The following is a 22,254-nucleotide window of genomic DNA, read 5'->3' as shown; positions in this document are numbered from 1 at the left end:
GACATCGACGCCGTCTCCGGAGCCACCTACACCAGCGCCGGCTACAAGGAATCCCTCCAGTCCGCCCTCGACAAGGCACAGGCGAGCGCCGGTTCGTCCCAGGGCTCCGGCGCCGCCCAGGCCGCCACGGTCACCGGCGACGCCGTCCAGACGCAGTACGGCGCGGTCCAGGTCCGCATCACCGTCAACGGCGGCAAGATCACCAAGGCCGGGACGGTCCAGGCACCCAAGGGCGGCCAGAGCGACCAGATCACCGCCAACGCCGTACCCAAGCTCAACCAAGCCGCCGTCGCAGCAGGCACCGCCGACATCGACGCCGTCTCCGGAGCCACCTACACCAGCGCCGGCTACAAGGAATCCCTCCAGTCGGCACTGGACCAGGCCGGTGGCTGACACGGTGGTGGAACCGACAGAAGCTCCCGCCGCGGTGCGTCATGCGGAGGAGGTCATGGGGACGGTCTTCTCCTTCGACGTCCGCGGCGGGGACCCCGGTGCCGTGCAGTCGGCGCTGGACGAGGCGGTCGCCGGACTGCACCGGGTCGACGAGGTGTTCAGCACCTACCGCGACGACAGCCAGGTCTCGCGGCTGGTCCGCGGTGAGCTGACCGTCGACGCGTGCGATCCGGAGGTCGCCGAGGTGCTGGAGCTCGGCGCCGAGGCGGAGCGGACCAGCGAGGGCTGGTTCAGCACGTCGTACGAGGGCCGCCTCGACCCGACCGGCATCGTCAAGGGCTGGTCGGTGGAACGGGCGGCCCGCCGCCTCGCGGCCGTCCCCGGCGTGAGCGGCGTCAGCCTCAACGGCGGCGGTGACGTCCAGCTCCTGGGCGTACCGGGCGCACAGCGCCCCTGGCGGGTGGGAGTCGCCGACCCCCTCCGCCCGGGCGGCCTGGCTGCCGTGATCTCCGCCGCCGGCCTGTCCGAACTGGCGGTCGCCACCTCCGGTACCGCAGAACGCGGCGCCCATATCGTCGACCCCCGCACGGGCCGCTCCGCGGTGACGGACCTGGTGGCGGTGACGGTGGTGGCCCCCAGCCTGACCTGGGCGGACTGCTGGGCGACAGCGGCGTTCGCGATGGGGTCGAGGCAGGGACTGCGGTGGCTGGAGTCCCTGCCGGACGTGGAGGCGCTCTTGATCACGGCGGGGGATGAAGTCCGCTGCACAGGCGGCCTCGCATCTCGACTGGGTTGAGGGCGACGTCCCTGGGGGGTGCGGGGCTGTATCGATTTGCGGCTCCGCCGCGTGTGCGCGACCAACCACACTGAACCGGCAGTCGGCAACTCACCGCCACCGCCCCTCTCAGTGCCCGTTCTGAGCCAACCGCAGCAAGTGATCGGCCAGCGCCTGACCCCCCGTAGGATTCCGGCTGATCAGCAGCAACGTATCGTCACCGGCAATGGTCCCCAGGATGTCCTGCAACTCGGCCTGATCAATGGCCGAGGCCAGGAACTGCGCCGCCCCGGGAGGGGTCCGCAGGACCACGAGATTCGCCGAAGCCTCCGCGGAGATCAGCAGCTCCTGCGACAACCGCCGCATCCGCTCCTCCTTCGCCGACTCCCCCAGCGGCGCGCGCGGCGTACGAAACCCGCCCTCGCTCGGCACCGCGTAGATCAGGTCACCGTCGTTGTTACGGATCTTCACCGCGTTCAGCTCGTCCAGATCCCGGGAGAGCGTCGCCTGCGTGACGCTCAGCCCGTCGTCCGACAGCAGCTTCGCCAACTGACTCTGCGACCGCACCGGCTGCCGGTTGAGGATGTCCACGATCCGGCGGTGGCGTGCGGTACGCGTCTGTGGCACGGCAGGCCCGGCGGCCCCGTTGTGCTCGTGGTCCTGCGCCTGACTCATCGTCGTCTCATTCCCCGGATCATCCGTCCCCGTTGGCAACGTCCAGGATGCCGGGAAGGGCCTGAAGAAGCGCTTCCACTTCGTCGTCCCCGAGGTTCAGCGGCGGCATGAGCCGTACGACCTCGGGGGCGGGCGCGTTCACCAGGAATCCGGCGTCCTGAGCCGCCTGCTGCACCTTGGCGGCGTGCGGCTCGGTGAGCACGATACCCAGGAGCAGTCCCGCGCCCCGGACAAAGCCGATCAGCGGGTGGCCCAGCGCCTCGATCCCGTCGCGCAACTTCTCGCTCTGCCGCTTGACGTTCTCCAGCAACCCGTCGTTCGCGATGGTGTCCAGTACCGCCAGCCCGGCGGCACACGCGACCGGGTTGCCGCCGAAGGTCGTCCCGTGGTGCCCGGGCTGGAGCAGCTCCGCGGCCCGCCCGAAGGCGACCGTCGCGCCCAGCGGCAGTCCGCCGCCGAGCTGCTTGGCGAGGGTGACGACATCGGGCAGCACGCCCTCGTGGGCCTGGTACTCGAACCAGTGCCCGGTCCGGCCGACGCCGGTCTGCACCTCGTCGAGGACGAGCAGCGCCCCGCTGGCGGCGGTGATCGCCCGTGCCGCCTTCAGATAGCCGGCCGGAGGCACGACGACCCCGAGTTCGCCCTGGATCGGCTCGATGATCACGAGGGCCGTCTCCTCGGTGACCGCGGCGGCCAGCGCCTGCGCGTCACCGAACGGCACGTGCGTGACGTCACCGGGCAGCGGCAGGAACGGCTCGCGCTTGCCGGGCTGGCCGGTCATCGCGAGGGCACCCATGGTGCGGCCGTGGAAGCCGCCCTCGGTGGCGACGATGTGGGTCCGGCCGGTCAGCCGGCCGATCTTGAAGGCGGCCTCGTTGGCCTCAGCGCCGGAGTTGCAGAAGAAGACCCTGCCGTCCCGGCCGAAGAGCTGGAGGAGCCGTTCGGCGAGGGCGACGGTCGGCTCGGCCATGAAGAAGTTGGAGATGTGACCGAGGGACGCGATCTGCTTGCTGACGGCCTCGACGATCGCCGGGTGGGCGTGCCCGAGCGCGTTGGTCGCGATGCCGCCGACGAAGTCGAGGTACTCCCTGCCGTCGGCGTCCCAGACCTTGAGACCCTCACCACGCACGAGAGGGAGCCGCGGAGTGCCGTAGTTGTTCATGAGCGAGCCCTGCCACCGCTGGGCGTACTCCTGGTTCCCGGTCATTCCGCATCCCCCTCAGCTACGTCCGGCACGACCATCGTGCCGATGCCTTCGTCGGTGAAGATCTCCAGCAGGATCGAGTGCTGGACCCGGCCGTCGATGACGCGGGCGGTGGTGACGCCGCCGCGCACGGCGTGCAGACAGCCCTCCATCTTCGGCACCATGCCGGAGCTCAACTCCGGCAGCAGCTTCTCCAGTTGGGAAGCGGTGAGGCGGCTGATCACCTCGTCGGAGTGGGGCCAGTCCTCGTAGAGGCCCTCGACGTCCGTGAGGACCATGAGGGTTTCGGCGCCCAGAGCAGCAGCGAGTGCCGCAGCCGCCGTATCAGCATTGACGTTGTAGACATGTCCGTCGTCCTCGGAACGGGCGATCGACGAGACGACCGGGATCCGGCCGTCGGCCAGCAGGGCCTCGATCGCGCCCGTGTCGATGGAGGTGATCTCGCCGACCCGGCCGATGTCGACCAGCTCGCCGTCGATCTCGGGCTGGTGCTTGGTGGCGGTGATGGTGTGCGCGTCCTCGCCGGTCAGGCCGACGGCCAGCGGGCCGTGCTGGTTGAGCAGGTTGACCAGCTCGCGCTGCACCTGTCCGGCCAGCACCATCCGTACGACGTCCATGGCGTCCTCGGTGGTGACCCTGAGGCCCGCCTTGAACTCGCTGACGATGCCGTGCTTGTCGAGGGCGGCGCTGATCTGCGGGCCGCCGCCGTGCACGACGACCGGCTTGAGGCCGGCGTGGTGCAGGAAGACGACGTCCTGGGCGAAGGCGGCCTTCAGCTCCTCGTCGATCATGGCGTTGCCGCCGAACTTGATGACGACGGTCTTGCCGTTGTGCCGGACCAGCCAGGGCAGCGCCTCGATGAGGATCTGGGCCTTGGGGAGCGCGGTGTGCTTGCGCGCGGGTGAGTTGCTCATGAGGAGTAGGCGCTGTTCTCGTGGACGTAGTCGGCGGTGAGGTCGTTGGTCCAGATGGTCGCGGTCTCGGAGCCCGCGGCCAGGTCGGCGACGATGTGCACCTCGCGGTAGCGCATGTCGACCTTCTCGCGGTCCTCGCCGACGCCGCCGTTCTTGCAGACCCAGACGCCGTTGATGGCGACGTTGAGCCGGTCGGGCTCGAAGGCGGCGGACGTGGTGCCGATCGCGGAGAGGACGCGGCCCCAGTTGGGGTCCTCGCCGTGGAGGGCGCACTTGAGGAGGTTGTTGCGGGCGATGGAGCGGCCCACCTCGACGGCGTCGTCCTCGGTCGCGGCGTTGACCACCTCGACCTTGATGTCCTTGCTGGCGCCCTCGGCGTCCCGGATGAGCTGCTGGCCGAGGTCGTCGCAGACGGCCCGTACGGCTTCGGCGAACTCCTCGTACTCCGGGGTGACTTCGGCGGCGCCGGAGGCGAGCAGCAGCACGGTGTCGTTGGTGGACATGCAGCCGTCGGAGTCGACGCGGTCGAAGGTGACCTTGGTGGCGGCGCGCAGGGCCTTGTCCAGGACGTCGTCGTCGAGGGCGGCGTCGGTGGTGAGGACGACCAGCATGGTGGCGAGGCCGGGGGCGAGCATGCCGGCGCCCTTGGCCATGCCGCCGACGGTCCAGCCGTCCTTGGTCACGACGGACGTCTTGTGGACGGTGTCGGTGGTCTTGATGGCGATGGCGGCCTTCTCGCCGCCGTGCTCGGAGAGCTGCGCGGCGGCGGTCTCGACGCCGGGCAGCAGTTTGTCCATGGGGAGGAGGACGCCGATGAGGCCGGTGGAGCAGACGGCGATCTCGATGGCGCCGCGGCCGAGGACCTCGGCGGCCTTCTCGGCGGTGGCGTGGGTGTCCTGGAAGCCCTTGGGGCCCGTACAGGCGTTGGCGCCCCCGGAGTTGAGGACGACGGCGGAGACCTGGCCGCTCTTCAGGACCTGCTCGGACCACTGGACCGGCGCGGCCTTCACCCGGTTGGAGGTGAAGACACCGGCGGCGGCGCGGCGGGGCCCGGTGTTGACCACCAGGGCCAGGTCCGGGTTGCCGTTCTCCTTGATTCCGGCGGCGATGCCCGCCGCCGTGAATCCCTTTGCTGCCGTCACGCTCACGGCGCAACTCCGATCGTCGTCAGTCCGGTGGTCTCGGCGAGACCCAGGGCGAGGTTCATGCTCTGGACGGCACCGCCCGCGGTGCCCTTGGTCAGATTGTCGATGGCGCTGATCGCGATGATGCGGTTCGCGGCGGCGTCGTACGCGACCTGCACCTGAACGGCGTTCGAACCGTAGACGGACGCCGTGGCGGGCCACTGTCCCTCCGGGAGGAGGTGGACGAAGGGCTCGTCGGCGAAGGCCTTCTCGTAGGCGGCGCGCACGGAGTCCGCCGTGACGCCGGGGCGGGCGTTCGCGCTGCACGTGGCGAGGATGCCGCGGGGCATCGGGGCGAGGGTCGGCGTGAAGGAGACGGACACCCGCTCCCCTGCCGCCCCGCTGAGGTTCTGGATCATCTCGGGCGTGTGCCGGTGGCCGCCGCCGACGCCGTACGGCGTCATCGAGCCCATGACCTCGCTGCCCAGCAGATGGGGCTTGAGCGCCTTGCCCGCTCCGGAGGTGCCGGACGCGGCGACGATCACGGCGTCGGGTTCGGCCAGACCGGCGGCGTAGGCCGGGAAGAGGGCGAGCGAGACGGCGGTCGGGTAGCAGCCGGGTACCGCGATGCGCTTGGACCCCTCCAGCGCGGCGCGGCCACCCGGCAGCTCGGGGAGGCCGTACGGCCAGGTGCCGGCGTGCGGGGAGCCGTAGAACGTCTCCCAGTCGGCCGCGTCCTTCAGCCGGAAGTCGGCCCCCATGTCGACGACGAGCACGTCCGGGCCGAGCTGCTCGGCGACGGCTGCGGACTGTCCGTGGGGCAGGGCGAGGAAGACGACGTCGTGTCCGGAGAGAACCTCGGGGGTCGTCTCCTGGAGTGTGCGGTCGGCGAGGGGCAGCAGGTGCGGCTGGAGCGCACCGAGCCTCTGCCCCGCGTTCGAGTGGCCCGTCAGGGCCCCGATCTCGACCTCGGGGTGCGCCAGGAGCAGACGCAGCAGTTCCCCGCCCGCGTATCCACTCGCTCCGGCCACTGCCGCACGTACCGCCATGGAATCCTCCTCCTAGAGGGCATGACTATACGTTTCGCCGCAGGTTTATGCAATCTTGGCTGGATGCCAAGGTCCACAACTGCGGACTTCGGGATCGGCTGAGGTTCGGGGACGGCTGGGTACGTCGGTGGAGCTCGCCATGGCAGGTGGGCGACGGCAAGGTCTGCCGGCCGATCCGGAATATGGCTCACGTACCGGTGCTGTCGTCCCGCCCGACGCCCTCGCGATACGCCGATGGCCGCTACGAGTCCGGCGTGCCGTCGATGACCTCTTGGTGCGCTTCCTTGATCGATGAGTTCGAAGCGCAGCGGTCGGTGGGACTGTCCTTGGGCGTTCGGGCTCGGTGCTCGTGCCCGCGGCGGTGACGGGTTGCCGCTGGTCCCAGGGGGTACCAACGCACGGTCACGCGCGCGCGTGACCCGGGTCAGGACGGGCTCGGTTCCCGGTGGGCGAGCTCGGGGAAGGCCTCTTCCCAGACCGCACGGATGTGTCTGCCGATCAGCGTGCGCAGGTCGGGCCGCCGGGCGAGCAGCAGTTCGCGGTTGAGGAAGGCGGCGAGGTCGTAGGCGCGCAGAGATGCTGCGTGCCAGGTACGCGCGCCGTTTGCCGAGGTCGCTCATGGAGCTTGCCGGTCCCGTACATGGCGGTGTCGGGTTGCCGCCGTATGTCGCGTGGTCAGGCCTCCGGTAACACCCGAAACCCACTGGCGCGCTCGTCGTCCTCATCACCTTTGCCCGGGATGTGCACATCGGGTATGTGTTCAGGTCTTCCGCCGGCAGGTCCGCGCCCGGGGCATCGGGTGCGACGGTCAGTAAGCCGTCGCCGGGGCGTGCAGGACGTGCACACTGATCCTGCCCTGCCCGAGAAGTCGGCTTCTCGACCACCGGCACAGTCCTGGCGCAGGGACATGGCGGAGTTGACGTACGGGCCACTGCTCCGGCCAAATCCCTTCGTTGAGCCACTGGTATACCGCGGGTTGATCACTCTCGGTGGCTGCCTCTGTCGCAACGGATGCTGGCAGGGCGCCGACTCAGGGGGAGACGGCGTTCACGCCCACTGCGGAACGACTGCGACCGGGCAATGCGCGTGGTGCAGCAGCGTGTGGCCCACGCGGCCGAGTTGCAGGCCGAAGTAGCCGTGCCTGCGACGCGCCCCGATGATCACGAGGTCCGCGGCGGCCGAGCGGGTCACGAGGACACGGCTGGCCGGGCCCTCGACAGTGACTCGGCGTACCCGGACGCCCGGATGTTCAGCCTCGGCCTCGCGCAGCACTTCGTCGAGCTGAGCTGCCGCCAGCCCTTCGCGCTCGCGCGCGGGATGGTCCGTGCCCTCTTGTGCGGACCAGCGCCACGCGCGTACGGCGTCGAGGACACATCCGCGTGCCTCGGCCTCGCGGAAGGCAAAGCGCACGGCCCGGCCGCTGGTCGCGGGATCTCCTGCGCCGAACAGGATCCGCTCGTGCAGACCGACCATGCCCGCCTCGTCGCCCCGGACCACGATCACCGTGCAGTGCGCTCGGGCGGCCACGCCCAGGCCAACCGATCCGAGAAGCAGTCCCTTCAGCTCACCGCGGCCCCGGTCTCCCGTCACCAGGGCGCAGGCGTTGTGGCCCTCGCGCAGTAGGGCGTCGACCGGCTCGGCAGGGACGATGTCCGTAGTCACCTTGACGGCCGGGGCACGCCGTGTGGCACGCTCAGCCGCCGAGGCGACGATGTGTTCGGCCAGCACGCGCTCGGAGGGGCGTTCCCGTTCGAGCGACGGTACGGCGGTCTCGTAGCGCTCCCAGAGGGAGGCGTACACCAGCCGCAGCGGCAGATCGCCTCGTGCGGCCTCGTCCACTGCCCAGTCCACGGCCCGCAGGCTCGCGTCCGATCCGTCGACGCCTACGACCAGGGGGAGTGTCATCGCCCTCACCGCCTTCTGTGGGGCTGCCCTGTCGGACAGCCAGGGCTCTGATCTCAGCGTCGTACTAGCGGGGGACGGCCACGAGAGGCGGATGGGCATGGTGCTGGGGACGTTCGGCCCTGGCCTTCGGTCCGAGTGGTGCCGACACCCCGACAACCTGGGCAGACCGTGCCAGGGGCTCTACTCGGTCGGCACAGGCACCCACCACACCAGGGTGGTTCCGCCCTCGGCCGGGCTGTTCAGCTCCAGTTCCCCCTCCAACTGCCGAGCCCGCTCCGCCATGTTACGCAGCCCGCTGCGGCGGCCGTCCGCCGGGATCCCCACACCGTTGTCCGTGACCGTGAGGCGGACCTGGCGGGAGTCGGCCAACAGCACGATGTCGGCCCGGTCGGCGTGGGCGTGCCGGGCGATGTTGGTGAGGGCCTCGGAGAGGACGGCCACCAGGTGGTCGGCGATCTCGCGCGGCACCTGGGTCTCCACCAGCCCCTCCATCCGCACGCTGGGCGCGAAGCCGATCACCGGTGCCGCCTCCCCCACGATCCGCACCACACGCGCGCGCAGCCCGGCCTCGGCCGCGCCTTCCCGCGAGCGGAGGCCGAAGATCGTCGACCTGATGATCTTGATGGTCTCGTCCAGGTCGTCCACTGCGCGCACGACGCGTTCCGACGCCTCGGGGTGCTCGATGAACCGGCCCGCGCTCTGCAAGGTCATACCTGTGGCGAACAGCCGCTGGATCGCGAGGTCGTGCAGGTCGCGGGCGATGCGGTCGCGGTCCTTGAGCACGGCGACCTCCTCGGCGTCCGCGCGCCGCTCCGCCAGCTCCATCGCGACCGCCGCCTGTGCCGCGAAGCCCTTGAGCGGTTCGATCTCCTTGTCCGAGAACACCGTCCGGCCGGTCTCACGGACCAGCAGGACGACGCCCCGGAACCCGCCGGAGTCTGTTCCGATCGGGACGGCGACGGCCGGGCCGAGTCCGGCGAAGCGGGAGGGTGCGGACGACACCCGTTCGTCGTGTGACACGTCAGTGCTGGTGGCGGGGGTGCCGGAGACGAGCGCCTCACCGATCAGGCTGCCCTCCCTGGGGATCACCAGACCGCGGTGGGTGTCCGCGTCCGTCCCGACGGCGAGTTCCACGGCGAGCGAGTCGGTGTCCTGCACGGGCATCGCGACCAGGGCCAGGGCCGCGCCGGCGATCTCCCGCGCCCGGTCGGCGATCAGCCCGAGGACCTCGCCCCGCTCGCCGCCCGACATCAGGGTGTGGGTGATCTCCGCATTCGCCCGCAGCCAGCGTTCCCGCAGCCGAGAGTCCTCGTACAACCGGGCGTTGTCGATCGCGACGCCGGCCGCCACGGCCAGGGTGGACAGGACCGACTCGTCCTCCTCGTCGAACTGCGCCCCGCCCCGCTTCTCGGTCAGGTACAGGTTGCCGAAAACCTGATCGCGTACGCGGATGGGGACGCCCAGGAAGGTGTTCATCGGCGGGTGGTTGGGCGGGAAGCCGTACGAGGCCGGGTGCTCGGAGATCTTTCCCAGGCGGAGCGGCTCGGGATGGCGGATCAGCTCCCCGAGGATGCCATGGCCCTCCGGGTAGTGGCCGATCCGGCCGATCTGCTTCTCCGTGACTCCGACCGTGTGGAAGGCGGACAGCCACTTGCCGTCCGGTCCGATCACGCCGAGGGCTGCGTACTCGGCGTCGACCAGCACGGCCGCGGCTTCGACGATGCTGCGCAGGGCCTGCTCCAGCTCCAGCTCCCGGCCGACGGACAGCACCGCCTCCAGCAGGCTGTGCACCCGGTCGCGGGTGCCGCGGGCGGCGTCCAGGCGTGCCTGGAGCTCCTCCAGCAGCTCGTCCAGCCGGAGCTGCGGGAGCCGTACGCGGGCTTCCCAGGGCTCCTCGGGGCTTCCCACCTGCGTCTCCTCCGGTCACGTGGACGGGCGGGCACCGGCCGCTCCGGATACGGCTCACGGTACCGGCCCACGGCACGCGACGGGATGGCATCGCATTCAGTGGTACGTACGTGGGGTCAGGGGCCCGTTCCGCCGTGCCCGGGTACCCGGCTCACCGGGAGGCCGGCCGCGCGCTTGGGCCGTTCGGCCCCGCCTCGGGGACGGACAGCATCTGCACGGCCCGTCCGAACCCGTTCGACGCTGGAGCTACGTCGAGATCAAGAACCGACCCGAAAGCCGAACCCAAGAGCCGGACGAGCCCGCCGAGCCGAGGAGCGCAGCCTCATGGTCCGTTACGTGTATGACTTCCACGAGGGCCGCCGGGACATGGCGGACCTGCTGGGCAGCAAGGGCGCGAACCTGGCCGAGATGACCCGCCTGGGCCTGCCGGTCCCGCCGGGTTTCACCGTCATCACCGACGCGTGCCGCGCCTTCCTCGCCACCGGCGCGGAACCGCACGGCTTGGTGGCGGAGGTCTCCCGGCACCTGTCGACCGTCGAGACCGCCGCCGGGCGGCGGCTGGGGCAGCGGGACGACCCGTTGCTGCTGTCCGTCCGGTCCGGAGCCCGGTTCTCGATGCCCGGAATGATGGAGACGGTGCTGGACATCGGTCTGAACGACGACTCCGTCCTGGGACTGGCCAAGGTCTCGGGCAGTGAGCGGTTCGCCTGGGACTCGTACCGCAGGCTCGTCCAGATGTTCGGCAGTACGGTCATGGGCGTCGACCCGGCGCTGTTCGAGCGGGCCATGACGACGCTCAAGAGCCTGCGCCACGCTCCCGACGATCTGCACCTCGACGCGCACGACCTCGCTGAGTTGGTGGAGGCGTACAAGGAGCTGATCCGCGACGAGACCGGGGAGGACTTCCCTCCATCGCCCGCCGAGCAACTGCGCCGGGCCATCCTGGCCGTCTTCCGCTCCTGGAACGGCGAACGCGCCCGCATCTACCGGCGCCGCGAGCACATCCCGGACGACCTGGGCACCGCCGTGACGGTTCAGCGCATGGTCTTCGGCAACCTCGGTCCGGACTCCGGCAGCGGCGTCGCCTTCACCCGCGACCCGGCCACCGGCCGCAGCGGGCTCTATGGCGACTACCTGCCCAACGCGCAAGGCGAGGACGTCGTCGCCGGTATCCGCAACACCGTGCCTCTGGTCGAGCTGGAGCGGCGCGACCCCCGGTCGTACGAACAGCTGCTCGCCCACCTGCGGACCCTGGAGCGGCACTACCGGGACCTGTGCGACATCGAGTTCACCATCGAGCGCGGCACGCTGTGGATGCTGCAGACCCGGGTCGGCAAACGCACCGCCGAGGCCGCGTTCGCCATCGCCGCCGAACTGACCGACGAGGGGCTGGTCTCTGCGGACGAGGCCCTGGCGCGGGTGGATGGCGACGGGCTCGCCCGGCTGATGTTCCCGCGTTTCGACGCGTCCGAGATCGGTGAGCCGCTCGCCCCCGGCATTCCCGCGTCCCCAGGTGCCGCGGTAGGCGCGGCGGTCTTCGACTCCGCCGAGGCGGTACGGCGTGCCGCGGCAGGCGAGCAGGTGGTCCTGGTGCGCCAGGAGACCACCCCCGACGATCTGCCGGGCATGATCGCCGCCCAGGCCGTGCTGACCAGCCGCGGCGGTAAGACCAGTCACGCGGCCGTGGTGGCCCGGGGTATGGGCAAGGTCTGTGTGTGCGGCGCCGAGGAACTCGCCGTGGACACCGAGGCCCGGCGCTTCACCACCCGTGTCGGCACGGTCGTCGAGGAGGGCACCGTCATCTCCGTGGACGGCTCCGCCGGTGCCGTGTATCCGGGGGCGGTCCCGCTGGCCGACTCCGCGGTGATGCGGTTCCTGGAGAACGGCGAGCGGTCCGCGGGCGTCGTCAGTGCCGTGGCCCGCGCTCTCGAACACGCGGATGCCGTACGACGGCTGGAGGTGCGTGCCAACGCGGACACCCCGGAGGACGCGCGGCGCGCCCGTCGCTTCGGGGCGCAGGGCATCGGGCTGTGCCGCACCGAGCACATGTTCCTCGGCGAGCGGCGCAAGCTGGTCGAGGAGATGATCCTGGCCCGCGACGACACCGAGCGCGAGCGGGCGCTGGAGGCTCTTCTGCCGCTCCAGCGGCAGGACTTCACCGCGATCCTGGAGGCGATGGACGGCCTGCCGGTCACCATCCGCCTGCTGGACCCGCCGCTGCACGAGTTCCTGCCCGACCGCACCGAACTCGCCGTACGAGTGGCCGCGACAGACCAACCGGACCCGCACGACGTCGAGTTGCTCGACGCGGTGAACCGTATGCACGAGGAGAACCCGATGCTCGGGCTGCGGGGCGTGCGCCTCGGCCTGGTGGTTCCGGGACTGGTGGCCATGCAGGTACGGGCCGTCGCCGAGGCCGTCGTGGCCCGGATCCGGGCCGGCGGCTTCCCGCACGCCGAGATCATGGTGCCGCTGGTCGGCGCCGTGGAGGAACTGCGGATCGAGCGCGCGGAGGTGGAGCGGGTGCTCGCCGAGGTGTCCGAGGAGTCCGGCGTCACCGTACGGTGCCCGGTCGGCACGATGATCGAGCTGCCCCGCGCCGCGCTCACGGCGGGCCGCATCGCCGAGGAGGCCGAGTTCTTCTCCTTCGGCACGAACGACCTCACCCAGACGACCTGGGGTTTCTCCCGCGACGACGTCGAGGCGGCGTTCTTCTCCGCCTACCTCGACAAGGGCGTGTTCGCCACCTCGCCCTTCGAGACGATCGACCGCGACGGCGTAGGCCGATTGGTTCGCATCGCTGTCGACGAGGGCCGCGCGGCCCGGCCCGGCCTGATGATCGGCGTCTGCGGCGAGCACGGCGGTGATCCCGACTCCGTTCACTTCTTCCACGCGGCGGGGCTGGACTACGTGTCCTGCTCGCCGTTCCGGGTGCCGGTCGCACGTCTGGAGGCGGGGCGGGCGGCGCTGTCCGGGACCGAGGGCAGCGACAGTCGGTGAGGGCCGTCCGGGCCGGAACCGGGGCCCATCGGCCCTCGCACCTGGCACTTGTCCGAGGGATGGTGGAAGCCGGAGCGGCACCGATCCCCCGCGGTGTCGCTCCGCTCATGGACGAACCCATCAGTCAGCAACGCACCCCCAACGGAAGCCAGTCATGGTCCACGACGACAGTCGGCCGGTCCTCGCAGGACCGCGCCGCCGCATCGAGCTCGACAGCGCCGAGGCACTGCGGCTGCTGGGCAGCGTGTCCCTGGGGCGGATCGTCTGCACCCGGCACGCACTGCCGACCGTACGCCCGGTCAACCATGCCCTGGACGACGGAGACATCGTCATCCGCACCCACGAGGGCGCCGGACGAGGCTCGATGCGTCCCAGGCGGTACGCACCGTCGACGGGGCGACGATCGTCGCGCTGCACGGCGGGGCACCCCGCTCGCCGCGTCGCCGAGATCGTGCTCGGTGTGGACTCCCGCAACCTCGCCGACACGGCCCTCGACTTCGCCTTCGACAGCGCCCGGCTGTGGGGCGTACGACTCCGTGCCGTGCACGCGTGGAGTTTCCCTTCTTGCGCGGCCGAGCTGCCCTTCGGCGTACCGGAGGAGGACCGCGCCGCTTGGGCGGACCAGGAGGTACAGCTGCTGTCCGACGCGCTGCGCAGCCGTGGCGGGAGAAGTACCCCGAGGTGCGCGTGCTGGAGGACGTTCGGCTGTTCACTCCGGCCCATGCCCTGGTCCAGCGGCCCGTGAGCGCCGGGCTGGTGGTCGTGGGCCGGGGCGCGCGGGGCGAGCCGGGGCCGGTCGCGCGGGCGTTGTTGCGTGAGGCCGTGTGCCCCGTCGCCGTGGTGCCGTCGTAGCAGGCCTCGGCCTTCTTGCCAGGTCTCGACAAACGACCCGCGGGCCTCGGCAAACGACCCTGGTGCCCGCTGTCCGGGCACCAGGGTCGTCCGTTTCGCGGGCTAATCCCAGTCCGTCAGCTCGGCGGCAACACGCCTCGCCCACTCCTCGATCGCGGTGAAGTCCCGGAAGTCCCCGCCCTTCCCGGAGCGCAGGATCATGCCGGCGACCCACCCCTTCGCGCCTTCCTCCAAGCAGCCGCCGAAGGTGACGTGCTCCCGGGCGTCCAGCCTCACCATGGCCTTCTTCACCCCGGGCACGGGCGGGATGTCCCGCTCGGAGGCCGAGGGGTCGAGAGGGCCGCTGCTGAAGAGCCAGAGCGGGCGTTCGGCGAGGGCCCGGCCGTGCCGCCGGACGAAGCGGCGGGCGTCCTTGTGCCAGCGTCCGGCGTACAGTCCGCCGCCGACGACGACGGCGTCGTACGAGGACACGCTCGCCACGGTCCGGGCGGGCAGGGCATCCGCCGTGAGCCCGTTCTTGCGCAGGACGTCGGCGATGGCTTCGGCGATCTGCGCGGTTGATCCGTTGGTTGTTCCGTAGGCCACCAACACGTTGCCGGTCATGGTGGTCCGCCTCCTCTCAGAGCCGACGCAGCCAGTCGTCGACGATGTCGGCGCCGTAGTCGGACCAGTGGAGCTGCGCCGGGTCGCGCTCGGCGCTGATGGCGATGCGTCGCCCGTCGACGGTGATCGAGCTGTCGTCGTGGACGACGTCGCGTCGGATGTGCCCGAACGTCGAGTCGTACTCCAACAGGTGGGCCAGGGTGGCGGGTGAGGTGATGTCGTTGATCGCGACCACCTCGACGTCCTGGGTGCCCGCTTCGGCGCGGTCGAGTGCCGCGCGCAGATAGGTGCGGCCGATACGGCCGAAGCCGTTGATGCCGACGCGTACGGTCATGATGGCGAACCCCTTCCGGGAACAGGCGCGTTCAGGCGTTCCAGGTCCAGTCGGCGACCTCGGGCAGGTCGGTGCCGTGCCCGCGAATCCAGTCGTGGTGGCGGGTGCGGGCGTCGGCCATCTGCTGGCGTACGGCGGCGGCGCGCACCGCGAGGCCGGGGACCCGGTCGATGACGTCCATGACCAGGCGGTAGCGGTCGAGGTCGTTGCGGACGACCATGTCGAACGGTGTCGTCGTGGTGCCGGACTCCTTGTAGCCGCGTACGTGCAGGTTCGGGTGGCCGGTGCGGCGGTAGGCGAGGCGGTGGATCAGCCAGGGATAGCCGTGGTAGGCGAAGATCACCGGCTTGTCCCTCGTGAACAGGCCGTCGTACTCGAAGTCGGTCATGCCGTGCGGGTGCTCCTCGCGTGGCAGCAGCCGGGTCATGTCGACGACGTTGACCACTCGCACGGCCAGGCCGGGCAGGTGACGGCGGAGCAGTTGGGCGGCGGCCAGCACCTCCTGGGTGGGCACGTCGCCGGCGCAGGCGAGGACTACGTCCGGTTCGCCGCCGTTCTCCGTGCCGGCCCAGTCCCAGATGCCGACTCCGCGCGCGCAGTGGGCGCGGGCGGCCTCCATGGACAGCCAGTCGAAGCAGGGCTGCTTGCCGGCCACGATCACATTGACGTAGTCGCGGCTGCGCAGGGCGTGGTCGGCGACGGACAGGAGCGTGTTGGCGTCCGGCGGCAGATAGACCCGTACGACTTCCGGGCTCTTGTTGAGGACGTGGTCGACGAAGCCGGGGTCCTGGTGGGAGAAGCCGTTGTGGTCCTGCCGCCAGACGTGCGACGTGAGCAGGTAGTTCAGGGAGGCGATCGGGGCGCGCCACGGCAGCTCCCTCGATGTCTTCAGCCACTTGATGTGCTGGTTGACCATGGAGTCGACGATGTGGACGAAGGCCTCGTAGCAGGAGAACAGTCCGTGCCGGCCGGTGAGGAGGTAGCCCTCCAGCCAGCCCTGGCAGGTGTGCTCGGAGAGGATCTCCAGCACGCGGCCGTGCCGGTCCAGATGTTCGTCGACGGGGAGGGTGCCTGCTTGCCAGGCCTTTCCGCTGGCCTCGAAGACGGCTTGGAGCCGGTTGGACGCCGTCTCGTCCGGGCCGACGACCCGGAAGTCCCTGCGGGAGCGGGTGTCCTTCATGACCTGCGCCAGGAGGTCGCCGAGGACCCGGGTCGGCTCGTGCAGGGTCACGCCTGGCTTGTCGACGGGTACCGCGAAGGACTTCAGGGAGCGGATGGGCAGGTCGCGGACGAGGAGTCCGCCATTGGCGTGCGGGGTGGCCCCCAGGCGCCGGGAACCTTCCGGAACACAGGCGAGGACGTCGGCGACGGGGCGGCCGTCCGGGTGGAAGAGCTCTGCGGGCCGGTAGGAGCGCAGCCATGCCTCCAACTGCCGCAGGTGCTCCGGGTTTTCCCGTACGCCCGCGAGCGGGACCTGATGAGAGCGCCAGGTTCCCTCCACCGGCAGTCCGTCGACCTCGGCGGGGCCGGTCCAGCCTTTCGGCGTGCGCAGGACGATCACCGGCCAGTGCACGCGCTCGGTGACGCCGTCGTCGCGGGCGGAGCGCTGCATCAGGGCGATACGGTCCAGTGCCTCGTCGAATGCGCGCGCCATGGCACGGTGGACGGCGACGGGGTCGTCTCCGGTGACGTGGAGCGGTTCGTATCCGTATCCCCGCAGGAGCTGGTCGAGTTCGGCCTCCGGCAGACGGGACAGCACGGTCGGGTTGGCGATCTTGTAGCCATTGAGATGCAGGATCGGCAGGACGGCGCCGTCGTGGACCGGGTCGAGGAACTTGTTGGAGTGCCAGGAGGCGGCCAGCGGTCCGGTCTCCGCCTCGCCGTCGCCGATCAGGCAGGCGACCAGCAGGTCCGGGTTGTCGAACGCGGCGCCGTAGGCGTGCGCGAGCGAGTAGCCGAGTTCGCCGCCCTCATGGATGGAGCCCGGGACCTCCGGCGCCACATGGCTCGGCACACCACCGGGGAACGAGAACTGCCGGAACAGCAGCTCCATGCCTTCTGCGTCGCGCGAGACGTCCGGGTAGATCTCGCTGTAGCTGCCGTCCAGCCACGACCCGGCGAGCACCGACGGCCCGCCGTGCCCCGGACCCCATACGCACAGGGCGTTGATCTCGCGCGCCTTGATGACCCGGTTGAGGTGTGTGTACACGAGGTTCAGCCCCGGTGAGGTACCCCAGTGGCCGAGCAGCCGCGGCTTGATGTGCTGGGGCTTGAGGGGCTCGGTCAGCAGCGGGTTCGCCATCAGGTAGATCTGTCCCGCGGCAAGGTAGTTGGCGGCGCGCCAGTGCGCGTCGAGGGTGCGCAGTTCGTCGTCGGGGAGTTCGGAAAGTGCCGTGGCGTTCTGGTGTTCCACCTTCGACATGGGAGGACTCCGGAAGTCGTCGATTCGGATCGCAGGGCGGAGAAACGGGCAGGGCCAGCCGCAGGGCAGTGACCGGGCGGTGACCCTGCCAAGCAGAGCGTCTTGCTCGAATGCTCACTCCCGCTCGGGCACGATGGCGACCGGACAGGCCGAGTGGTGCAGCACCCCGTGGGCCACCCGGCCCAGCTGAAGCCCGAAGTGCCGGTGGCGACGCTCGGCGCCGATGACCAGGAGGTCGGCACGGCGCGAGGCGTCGGCAAGGACGTTCCGCGTGGTGCCCTCGAACGCACGGCGGTGAGTTTCGACATCGGCGCAGACGTCGTGCAGCGCCTTTTCCAGTACCTCCACCGCCTGCTGCTCATGCATCCGGGCGGGTTCCCCGGCGAGCAGAGGGTGGCCCGTGGTCTCGTGTGCGGGGCACCGCCAGGCGCGCACGGCCTCCAGGACCGCGCCTCGCCGCCGCGCCTCGTCGGAGGCGAAACGCACCGCCGCCGGAGTCGTCCGCCTCTCACCGACGCCGACGACCACGCGACCGTGCGTCCCCGAGCGGACCTGGTTGTCGTGACTGCCGCGGACGACGACCATCGGGCAGTGCGCGTGCCCGGCGACGGTGAGACTCACCGACCCCAGCAGCGCCTCGGTGATACCGCTCCGGCCGCGGGTGCCCGTCACCAGCAGGGCGGCGTTGCGACTCTCCCGCACCAGCGCGTGGTCGGGTTCCTCGGGCAGCGTGTCGGTGGAGATCTTCACGGCGGTCTGCCGGCGCTCGGCGCGCAGGGCGGCGGTCTCCACGATGTCCTCGGCCCGCACTTGCTCGGACTGCTTGCCCAGGTCCTGGGCGAGCGCGGCGCCTTCGTACCGCTCCCACAGCGAGGCGTACACCAGCCGCAGCGGCACCTCGCGCAGTACGGCCTCGTCGGCCGCCCAGTCGACGGCCCGCAGGCTGGGCTCGGAGCCGTCCACGCCGACGACGATCGGCAGGTCGTCCATCGCCATCACCGCCCCGCACCGAGGTCGAAGACGATCCGGGCCTTGACCTGGCCGCGCAGCACGTCGTCGATGGACTCGTTGACGGAGCTGAGCGGGCGGGTCTCGCAGATGACCCGGGTGCGGCCGGCGGCGTGCAGCTGGAAGACCTCGGCGAGGTCCTGCCGGGTGCCGACGATCGAGCCGATCACGCTTGTCCCGTTCAGGACGGTGTCGAAGATCGGGACCTGGATGGTGCCGTGGGCGGGCAGGGCGACCATGACGAGCTTGCCGCCGCGCCGCAGCCCGGAGTTGACGGCCGTGAACGCGTCCTCGTTCACCGCCAGCGCGATGGCCGCGTGAGCGCCGCCGTGCCGCTTGAGCACCTCGCCCACGTCGTGCTTGCGGGCGTCGATGACGAGGTCGGCGCCCAGTTCGGCGGCGAGTTCGAGCTTCTCGTCGGTGACGTCGATGGCGGCGACGGTGGCTCCGGCGATCTTCGCGTACTGCACGGCCAGATGACCGAGTCCACCGATCCCGGAGATGGCAACGAGCTGGGTGGGCTTCACGTCGGCGACCTTGAGCGCCTTGTACGTGGTGACGCCGGCGCAGGTCAGCGGGGCGGCGTCGATCGCGGTCACGCTCTCGGGCACCGGCTGCGCGAAGTCCGCCCAGGCCAGCAGCTTCTCGGCGTACCCGCCGTCGCAGCCGTACCCGGTGTTGATCTGCTGCTCGCACAGCGTCTCCCAGCCGGACAGACAGTGCTCGCACCGCCCGCAGGCCTTGCCGAGCCACGGCACGGCGACCCGCTGTCCCAGGCTCAGGTGGGTCACGCCATCGCCGAGTTTCTCGACGAGGCCGACTCCTTCATGCCCGGGCACGAAGGGCGGGTTGGGCTTGACGGACCAGTCTCCGTGGGCGGCGTGGATGTCGGTGTGGCACAGCCCGGAGGCCTCGACCCGGACGCGGACCTGGCCGGGGCCGGGCTCGGGGCCGGGGCGGTCCTCGATGACGAGGGGCTCGCCGAAGGCCCGTACGACTGCTGCCTTCATGGTTTCTGCTCCTTGATGGAGGGCGGGTCAGCCGTGCGGGACGACGGCGACGGGAGCGGTGGCGTGGTGCAGGACGGCGTGGGTGACGGGCCCGATGTGGGCGCCGAACGGGCTGCGGCGGATCCGACGGCCCACGACGACCAGGGAGGCTTCGCGGGAGGCGTCGACGAGGTGACTGCCGGGCGTGCCGAAGTGTGATTCCTCGGCGACCTCGACGTCCGGGAACTGCTTGCGCCACGGGCGTATGACCTCGGTCAACGCGGTGGTCTCGCGGCGGGCCAGGGATCCGTGGAGTTCGAGGTCCGCTGACAGGCCGTAGGCGTAGTACGGGGGCGGGTTCCAACCGTGCACGACCCTCAATGAGGTGCTACGGCGGGAGGCGGCGGCGAACGCGAACTCGATCAGCTCCTCGTCCGGGCTCTCGATGTCGAGGCCGAGGACGACGGGCCGGAACGCGGTCGCGGCGGACGGGATGCCGACGGGGTCCATCTCGTGCTCGTCGGCGGCCTGCTGGGCGGCGCGGACCAGGACGACCGGCCGCTCGGTGTGGGCCACGACGGCGAGTCCGACCGAGCCGACCATGAAGCCGCCGATGCCGCTCAGGCCACGGGAGCCGAGAACGAGCAGTTCGGCTTCCTGCGCCAGGTCGGCCAGCACTTCGGCGGGCCGGCCGGACTGCTGCTCGGTGATCACGTCGAGGCCCGGGTGGCGCAGCCGGATGCCCTCGGCCGCTTCGCGGGGGATCCGTTCGATCCAGTGCTGCTGGGTCTCGGCGCCGAGGAGCGGCGCCTGGGCCATGGGCGCCGGAACGGGCTCCCAGACGTGGACCAGCTTCAGCGGCAGCCCGAGCAACTGTGCTTCGCGGGCCGCCCACTCGGCCGCCGCGCGGCTCTCACGCGAACCGTCGAGGCCGACGGTGACGCTGAGGGTGATGGTGCGGGTCATGTTTCCACCTCCGGAACCGGTGGTCCCGATTCGAGCTTCGTCTGCGGACACAGCCCCACGGCAGGGGCCGCAGGTCCCTGCCGTGGGGCCGACCGGCCCTGGCCGGTCCGGCCTGGTGCGGTGCGGTGGTCCCAGGGGTTGGGCCCACCGCACCTCCTCCTCCCCCCCCCGGTCAGCGCAGCCAGGTGCTGCGGCGGACGAGTGGGAGCTTGGTCCAGTACTGCGGGCGCCCGCCGTGAACAGGCCGGCCCCGTCCGCTGGTTCGTCCTCAACACCGAGGCCGACGTGGAGGTCGACTTCACCGCGCTGGACGCCGTCGACGAACTACGCCGCGAACTCACCGTCCGCGGCATCGTCTTCGCTCTCGCCCGCGTCAAGCAGGACCTCCTGGACGACCTCCGGGCGTACGGCCTGGCGGACTCCGTGGGAGCGGACCTGATCTTTCCGACCCTGCCCACCGCCGTGGACGCCTATAGGAGATGGGCTCGCGATCAGTAGGCCGACAGGCCGTGCGGCGCCCCGAACCGTGTGCTGCCCGCACGTCCGGCAGGCAGCCGACGCTGCCGACAGCGCCGCTGCGCAGCCGCACTGCCAGCGCGTCGAGCACGGCGCTCACCACGAACGTGACCGCCGTGGAGATCACCAGGAGGACCGCGAACAGTCTCCAGAACTCAGTCGTCAGTGACGTGCCCACATCGCTCACCCCCTCCGTCGGGCGGGTTGTCTCACACCTTCAGGGAACCGCCGCGTCGGAATCGCGGCAGGGTGCCGAAGGTCTCCTGGTCGGAGCCGGGTGGCCCCCTCCATGGACCGGGCGGCCCATGGTCCGCCGCCGACTGCGGGCAGACGCTGGCGGTGGAAGCACCTGCACCCCGTCGGGAGGCACGCCATGATCACTACCCCCACGCCCAGCATGCTGCGCGCCCTGCCCGCCGAGCACCGGGAGCGGCTCATGCGCGTTACCCGCGAGGTGTCCTTCCCGCAGGGGACGCGCCTGTTCGAGGAAGGCGGCAAGGCCGACCGGTTCTGGATCATCCGCACGGGCACCATCGAGCTCGACATGCACGTGCCTGGCCGCCGCCCGGCCGTCATCGAGACCCTCCGGCACAACGAACTCGTCGGCTGGTCCTGGCTGTTCACCCCGCACGTCTGGCACCTGGGCGCCGGGGCGACGACCTTGGTACGGGCATACGAATTCGACGCCACGGCCGTCCGCTCGATGTGCCGGGAGGACCCGGCCATGGGCCACGCCGTCACCCAGTGGGTCGGCGACGTGCTCGCCCACCGCCTCCGCTCCGCCCGGACCCGGCTGCTGGACCTGTACGCCCCGTACGGCTCCGGCAGCTACGTCTGAACGTGCCCGCGAGCCGAAGGGGCCAAGGGAGCCACCATGCACGGCACCCCGCACATCGTCAGCGACGTCATGACCCACACGGTCACCGCCGTCGGCCGCAGGGCCACCTTCAAGGAGATCGTGCAGCTGATGCAGGACTGGAAGGTCAGCGCGCTGCCGGTCCTGGAAGGCGAGGGTCGCGTCGTCGGCGTCGTCTCCGAGGCCGACCTGCTGCCCAAGGAGGAGTTCCACGACAGCGACCCCGACCGGTACACCCAGCTTCGCCGCCTGTCAGACCTCGCGAAGGCCGGCGCGATCACCGCGGAGGAGCTGATGACCTCCCCTGCGCTCACCACCCGCCCCGACGCGGCGCTCGCCCAGGCCGCCCGGACCATGGCGCACGCCAAGGTCAAGCGGCTGCCGGTGGTCAATGAGCTGGGCATGCTGGAGGGCATCGTCAGCAGGACCGACCTGCTCAAGGTGTTCCTGCGCGGCGACGACGAGATCGCCGAGGAGGTGCAGCGCGAGGTCGTGGCCTACCTCTTCCCGGCGCCGGGCTCGGCGCTCCAGGTACAGGTGCACGACGGAGTGGTGCACCTGGCAGGACGTGTCCGGGACACGTCCCTGATCCGCGTGGCCGCCCGTCTCGTGCGTGCCGTCGAAGGGGTCGTAGACGTGGACTTCGAGCTGGAGGGACACACAAGCGTCGCCGGGTCGAGGGACAGGCCACCCGCGTGATCTTCGATGCGACCAGAACCACCGAGGGCTGCTGAACCGTGGCCGTTGGGCCGGTAGGGGCG

General features: G+C 70.8%; 17 protein-coding genes and 3 pseudogenes. 7 read left to right on the top strand and 13 right to left on the bottom strand.

The features are described 5' to 3' along the window. Both KUM44_RS46325 and KUM44_RS38970 read left to right on the top strand, forming a co-directional pair. A partial coding sequence (locus KUM44_RS46325; protein ID WP_254390730.1) for an FMN-binding protein occupies positions 1 to 393 on the top strand: 393 nt, incomplete at its 5' end. 55 nt (positions 394 to 448) lie between these two features. Further along, the gene (locus KUM44_RS38970; protein ID WP_217214497.1) at positions 449 to 1,189 is read left to right on the top strand and encodes an FAD:protein FMN transferase; all 741 of its coding nucleotides are present in this window, start codon (positions 449 to 451) and stop codon (positions 1,187 to 1,189) included. A 108-nt stretch (positions 1,190 to 1,297) separates the two neighbouring features. Here the strand turns inward: KUM44_RS38970 and KUM44_RS38965 are convergent, their stop codons facing one another. From KUM44_RS38965 to KUM44_RS38935, 7 genes are all read right to left on the bottom strand, one after another. Further along, positions 1,298 to 1,843, bottom strand: a complete 546-nt coding sequence (locus KUM44_RS38965) for an arginine repressor (RefSeq protein ID WP_048581150.1) — start codon at positions 1,841 to 1,843, stop codon at positions 1,298 to 1,300. 19 nt (positions 1,844 to 1,862) lie between these two features. Continuing rightward, positions 1,863 to 3,050 (bottom strand): acetylornithine transaminase, encoded by a 1,188-nt coding sequence (locus KUM44_RS38960; protein WP_217214496.1) that lies wholly within the window; start codon positions 3,048 to 3,050, stop codon positions 1,863 to 1,865. Beyond that, on the bottom strand, positions 3,047 to 3,961 hold the full coding sequence (gene argB, locus KUM44_RS38955) for an acetylglutamate kinase (RefSeq protein WP_217214495.1): 915 nt from the start codon (positions 3,959 to 3,961) through the stop codon (positions 3,047 to 3,049). The genes KUM44_RS38960 and argB overlap by 4 nt, the downstream gene beginning before the upstream one ends. Continuing rightward, positions 3,958 to 5,109: a bifunctional glutamate N-acetyltransferase/amino-acid acetyltransferase ArgJ gene (gene argJ / locus KUM44_RS38950; RefSeq protein ID WP_217214494.1), complete on the bottom strand. Its 1,152-nt coding sequence runs from the start codon at positions 5,107 to 5,109 to the stop codon at positions 3,958 to 3,960. Before argJ ends, argB begins: the two co-directional genes overlap by 4 nt. Then, positions 5,106 to 6,134 carry an N-acetyl-gamma-glutamyl-phosphate reductase gene (gene argC, locus KUM44_RS38945; RefSeq protein ID WP_217214493.1) on the bottom strand — a complete coding sequence of 343 codons (1,029 nt, stop codon included), beginning with the start codon at positions 6,132 to 6,134 and terminating at the stop codon, positions 5,106 to 5,108. Before argC ends, argJ begins: the two co-directional genes overlap by 4 nt. A gap of 1,047 nt (positions 6,135 to 7,181) precedes the next feature. Next, positions 7,182 to 8,039, bottom strand: coding sequence for a universal stress protein (locus KUM44_RS38940; protein WP_217214492.1), 858 nt, complete (start codon positions 8,037 to 8,039; stop codon positions 7,182 to 7,184). 180 nt (positions 8,040 to 8,219) lie between these two features. Further along, positions 8,220 to 9,947, bottom strand: a complete 1,728-nt coding sequence (locus KUM44_RS38935) for a GAF domain-containing sensor histidine kinase (protein ID WP_217214491.1) — start codon at positions 9,945 to 9,947, stop codon at positions 8,220 to 8,222. Positions 9,948 to 10,271: 324 nt separating this feature from the next. On the opposite strand from KUM44_RS38935, the gene ppdK reads away from it, so the two are divergent. Both ppdK and KUM44_RS38925 read left to right on the top strand, forming a co-directional pair. Then, a complete protein-coding gene (ppdK, locus tag KUM44_RS38930) occupies positions 10,272 to 12,947 on the top strand; it encodes a pyruvate, phosphate dikinase (protein ID WP_217214490.1) in 2,676 nt (891 codons plus the stop codon). Positions 12,948 to 13,101: 154 nt separating this feature from the next. After that, positions 13,102 to 13,299 (top strand): annotated as a pseudogene (locus KUM44_RS38925) (pyridoxamine 5'-phosphate oxidase family protein); the annotation flags it as partial. A gap of 602 nt (positions 13,300 to 13,901) precedes the next feature. Here the strand turns inward: KUM44_RS38925 and KUM44_RS38915 are convergent. The 6 genes and pseudogenes from KUM44_RS38915 to KUM44_RS38890 all read right to left on the bottom strand — a co-directional run bounded on the left by KUM44_RS38915 (position 13,902) and on the right by KUM44_RS38890 (position 20,121). Beyond that, positions 13,902 to 14,402: a flavodoxin domain-containing protein gene (locus KUM44_RS38915; protein ID WP_217214489.1), complete on the bottom strand. Its 501-nt coding sequence runs from the start codon at positions 14,400 to 14,402 to the stop codon at positions 13,902 to 13,904. 40 nt (positions 14,403 to 14,442) lie between these two features. Continuing rightward, a pseudogene (locus tag KUM44_RS38910) lies at positions 14,443 to 14,736 on the bottom strand (glyceraldehyde 3-phosphate dehydrogenase NAD-binding domain-containing protein); the annotation flags it as partial. A gap of 31 nt (positions 14,737 to 14,767) precedes the next feature. Then, positions 14,768 to 17,158: a phosphoketolase gene (locus KUM44_RS38905; protein ID WP_217214488.1), complete on the bottom strand. Its 2,391-nt coding sequence runs from the start codon at positions 17,156 to 17,158 to the stop codon at positions 14,768 to 14,770. A 114-nt stretch (positions 17,159 to 17,272) separates the two neighbouring features. Continuing rightward, on the bottom strand, positions 17,273 to 18,148 hold the full coding sequence (locus KUM44_RS38900; RefSeq protein WP_374202119.1) for a universal stress protein: 876 nt from the start codon (positions 18,146 to 18,148) through the stop codon (positions 17,273 to 17,275). Between the two features lie 5 nt (positions 18,149 to 18,153). Continuing rightward, a complete protein-coding gene (locus KUM44_RS38895; protein ID WP_217214486.1) occupies positions 18,154 to 19,176 on the bottom strand; it encodes a zinc-dependent alcohol dehydrogenase in 1,023 nt (340 codons plus the stop codon). A gap of 27 nt (positions 19,177 to 19,203) precedes the next feature. After that, positions 19,204 to 20,121, bottom strand: coding sequence for a universal stress protein (locus tag KUM44_RS38890; protein ID WP_217214485.1), 918 nt, complete (start codon positions 20,119 to 20,121; stop codon positions 19,204 to 19,206). Between the two features lie 240 nt (positions 20,122 to 20,361). On the opposite strand from KUM44_RS38890, the pseudogene KUM44_RS38885 reads away from it, so the two are divergent. From KUM44_RS38885 to KUM44_RS38875, 3 genes and pseudogenes are all read left to right on the top strand, one after another. Beyond that, positions 20,362 to 20,619: pseudogene (locus tag KUM44_RS38885) on the top strand (STAS domain-containing protein); the annotation flags it as partial. A gap of 391 nt (positions 20,620 to 21,010) precedes the next feature. Then, positions 21,011 to 21,475, top strand: coding sequence for a cyclic nucleotide-binding domain-containing protein (locus KUM44_RS38880; RefSeq protein WP_217214484.1), 465 nt, complete (start codon positions 21,011 to 21,013; stop codon positions 21,473 to 21,475). 36 nt (positions 21,476 to 21,511) lie between these two features. Then, entirely contained in the window at positions 21,512 to 22,192 is a 681-nt protein-coding gene (locus KUM44_RS38875; protein ID WP_217214483.1) for a CBS domain-containing protein, read from the top strand. Positions 22,193 to 22,254 lie beyond the last annotated feature (62 nt).

Origin of the sequence: Streptomyces sp. AC550_RSS872, assembly GCF_019049285.1 — a bacterium.
In the GTDB taxonomy this organism is placed as follows: Bacteria; Actinomycetota; Actinomycetes; order Streptomycetales; family Streptomycetaceae; genus Streptomyces.
Note: the sequence above shows the minus strand (reverse complement) of the source record. Positions and strands in the feature narration are given on the sequence as shown.

Coding starts and splice junctions, on each gene's coding strand:
- KUM44_RS38970 (WP_217214497.1), top strand. CDS start 449: ATGGGGACGGTCTTCTCCTTCGACGTCCGCGGCGGGGACCCCGGTGCC.
- KUM44_RS38965 (WP_048581150.1), bottom strand. CDS start 1,843: ATGAGTCAGGCGCAGGACCACGAGCACAACGGGGCCGCCGGGCCTGCC.
- KUM44_RS38960 (WP_217214496.1), bottom strand. CDS start 3,050: ATGACCGGGAACCAGGAGTACGCCCAGCGGTGGCAGGGCTCGCTCATG.
- argB (WP_217214495.1), bottom strand. CDS start 3,961: ATGAGCAACTCACCCGCGCGCAAGCACACCGCGCTCCCCAAGGCCCAG.
- argC (WP_217214493.1), bottom strand. CDS start 6,134: ATGGCGGTACGTGCGGCAGTGGCCGGAGCGAGTGGATACGCGGGCGGG.
- KUM44_RS38940 (WP_217214492.1), bottom strand. CDS start 8,039: ATGACACTCCCCCTGGTCGTAGGCGTCGACGGATCGGACGCGAGCCTG.
- ppdK (WP_217214490.1), top strand. CDS start 10,272: ATGGTCCGTTACGTGTATGACTTCCACGAGGGCCGCCGGGACATGGCG.
- KUM44_RS38915 (WP_217214489.1), bottom strand. CDS start 14,402: ATGACCGGCAACGTGTTGGTGGCCTACGGAACAACCAACGGATCAACC.
- KUM44_RS38905 (WP_217214488.1), bottom strand. CDS start 17,158: ATGTCGAAGGTGGAACACCAGAACGCCACGGCACTTTCCGAACTCCCC.
- KUM44_RS38900 (WP_374202119.1), bottom strand. CDS start 18,148: ATGGACGACCTGCCGATCGTCGTCGGCGTGGACGGCTCCGAGCCCAGC.
- KUM44_RS38895 (WP_217214486.1), bottom strand. CDS start 19,176: ATGAAGGCAGCAGTCGTACGGGCCTTCGGCGAGCCCCTCGTCATCGAG.
- KUM44_RS38890 (WP_217214485.1), bottom strand. CDS start 20,121: ATGACCCGCACCATCACCCTCAGCGTCACCGTCGGCCTCGACGGTTCG.
- KUM44_RS38880 (WP_217214484.1), top strand. CDS start 21,011: ATGATCACTACCCCCACGCCCAGCATGCTGCGCGCCCTGCCCGCCGAG.
- KUM44_RS38875 (WP_217214483.1), top strand. CDS start 21,512: ATGCACGGCACCCCGCACATCGTCAGCGACGTCATGACCCACACGGTC.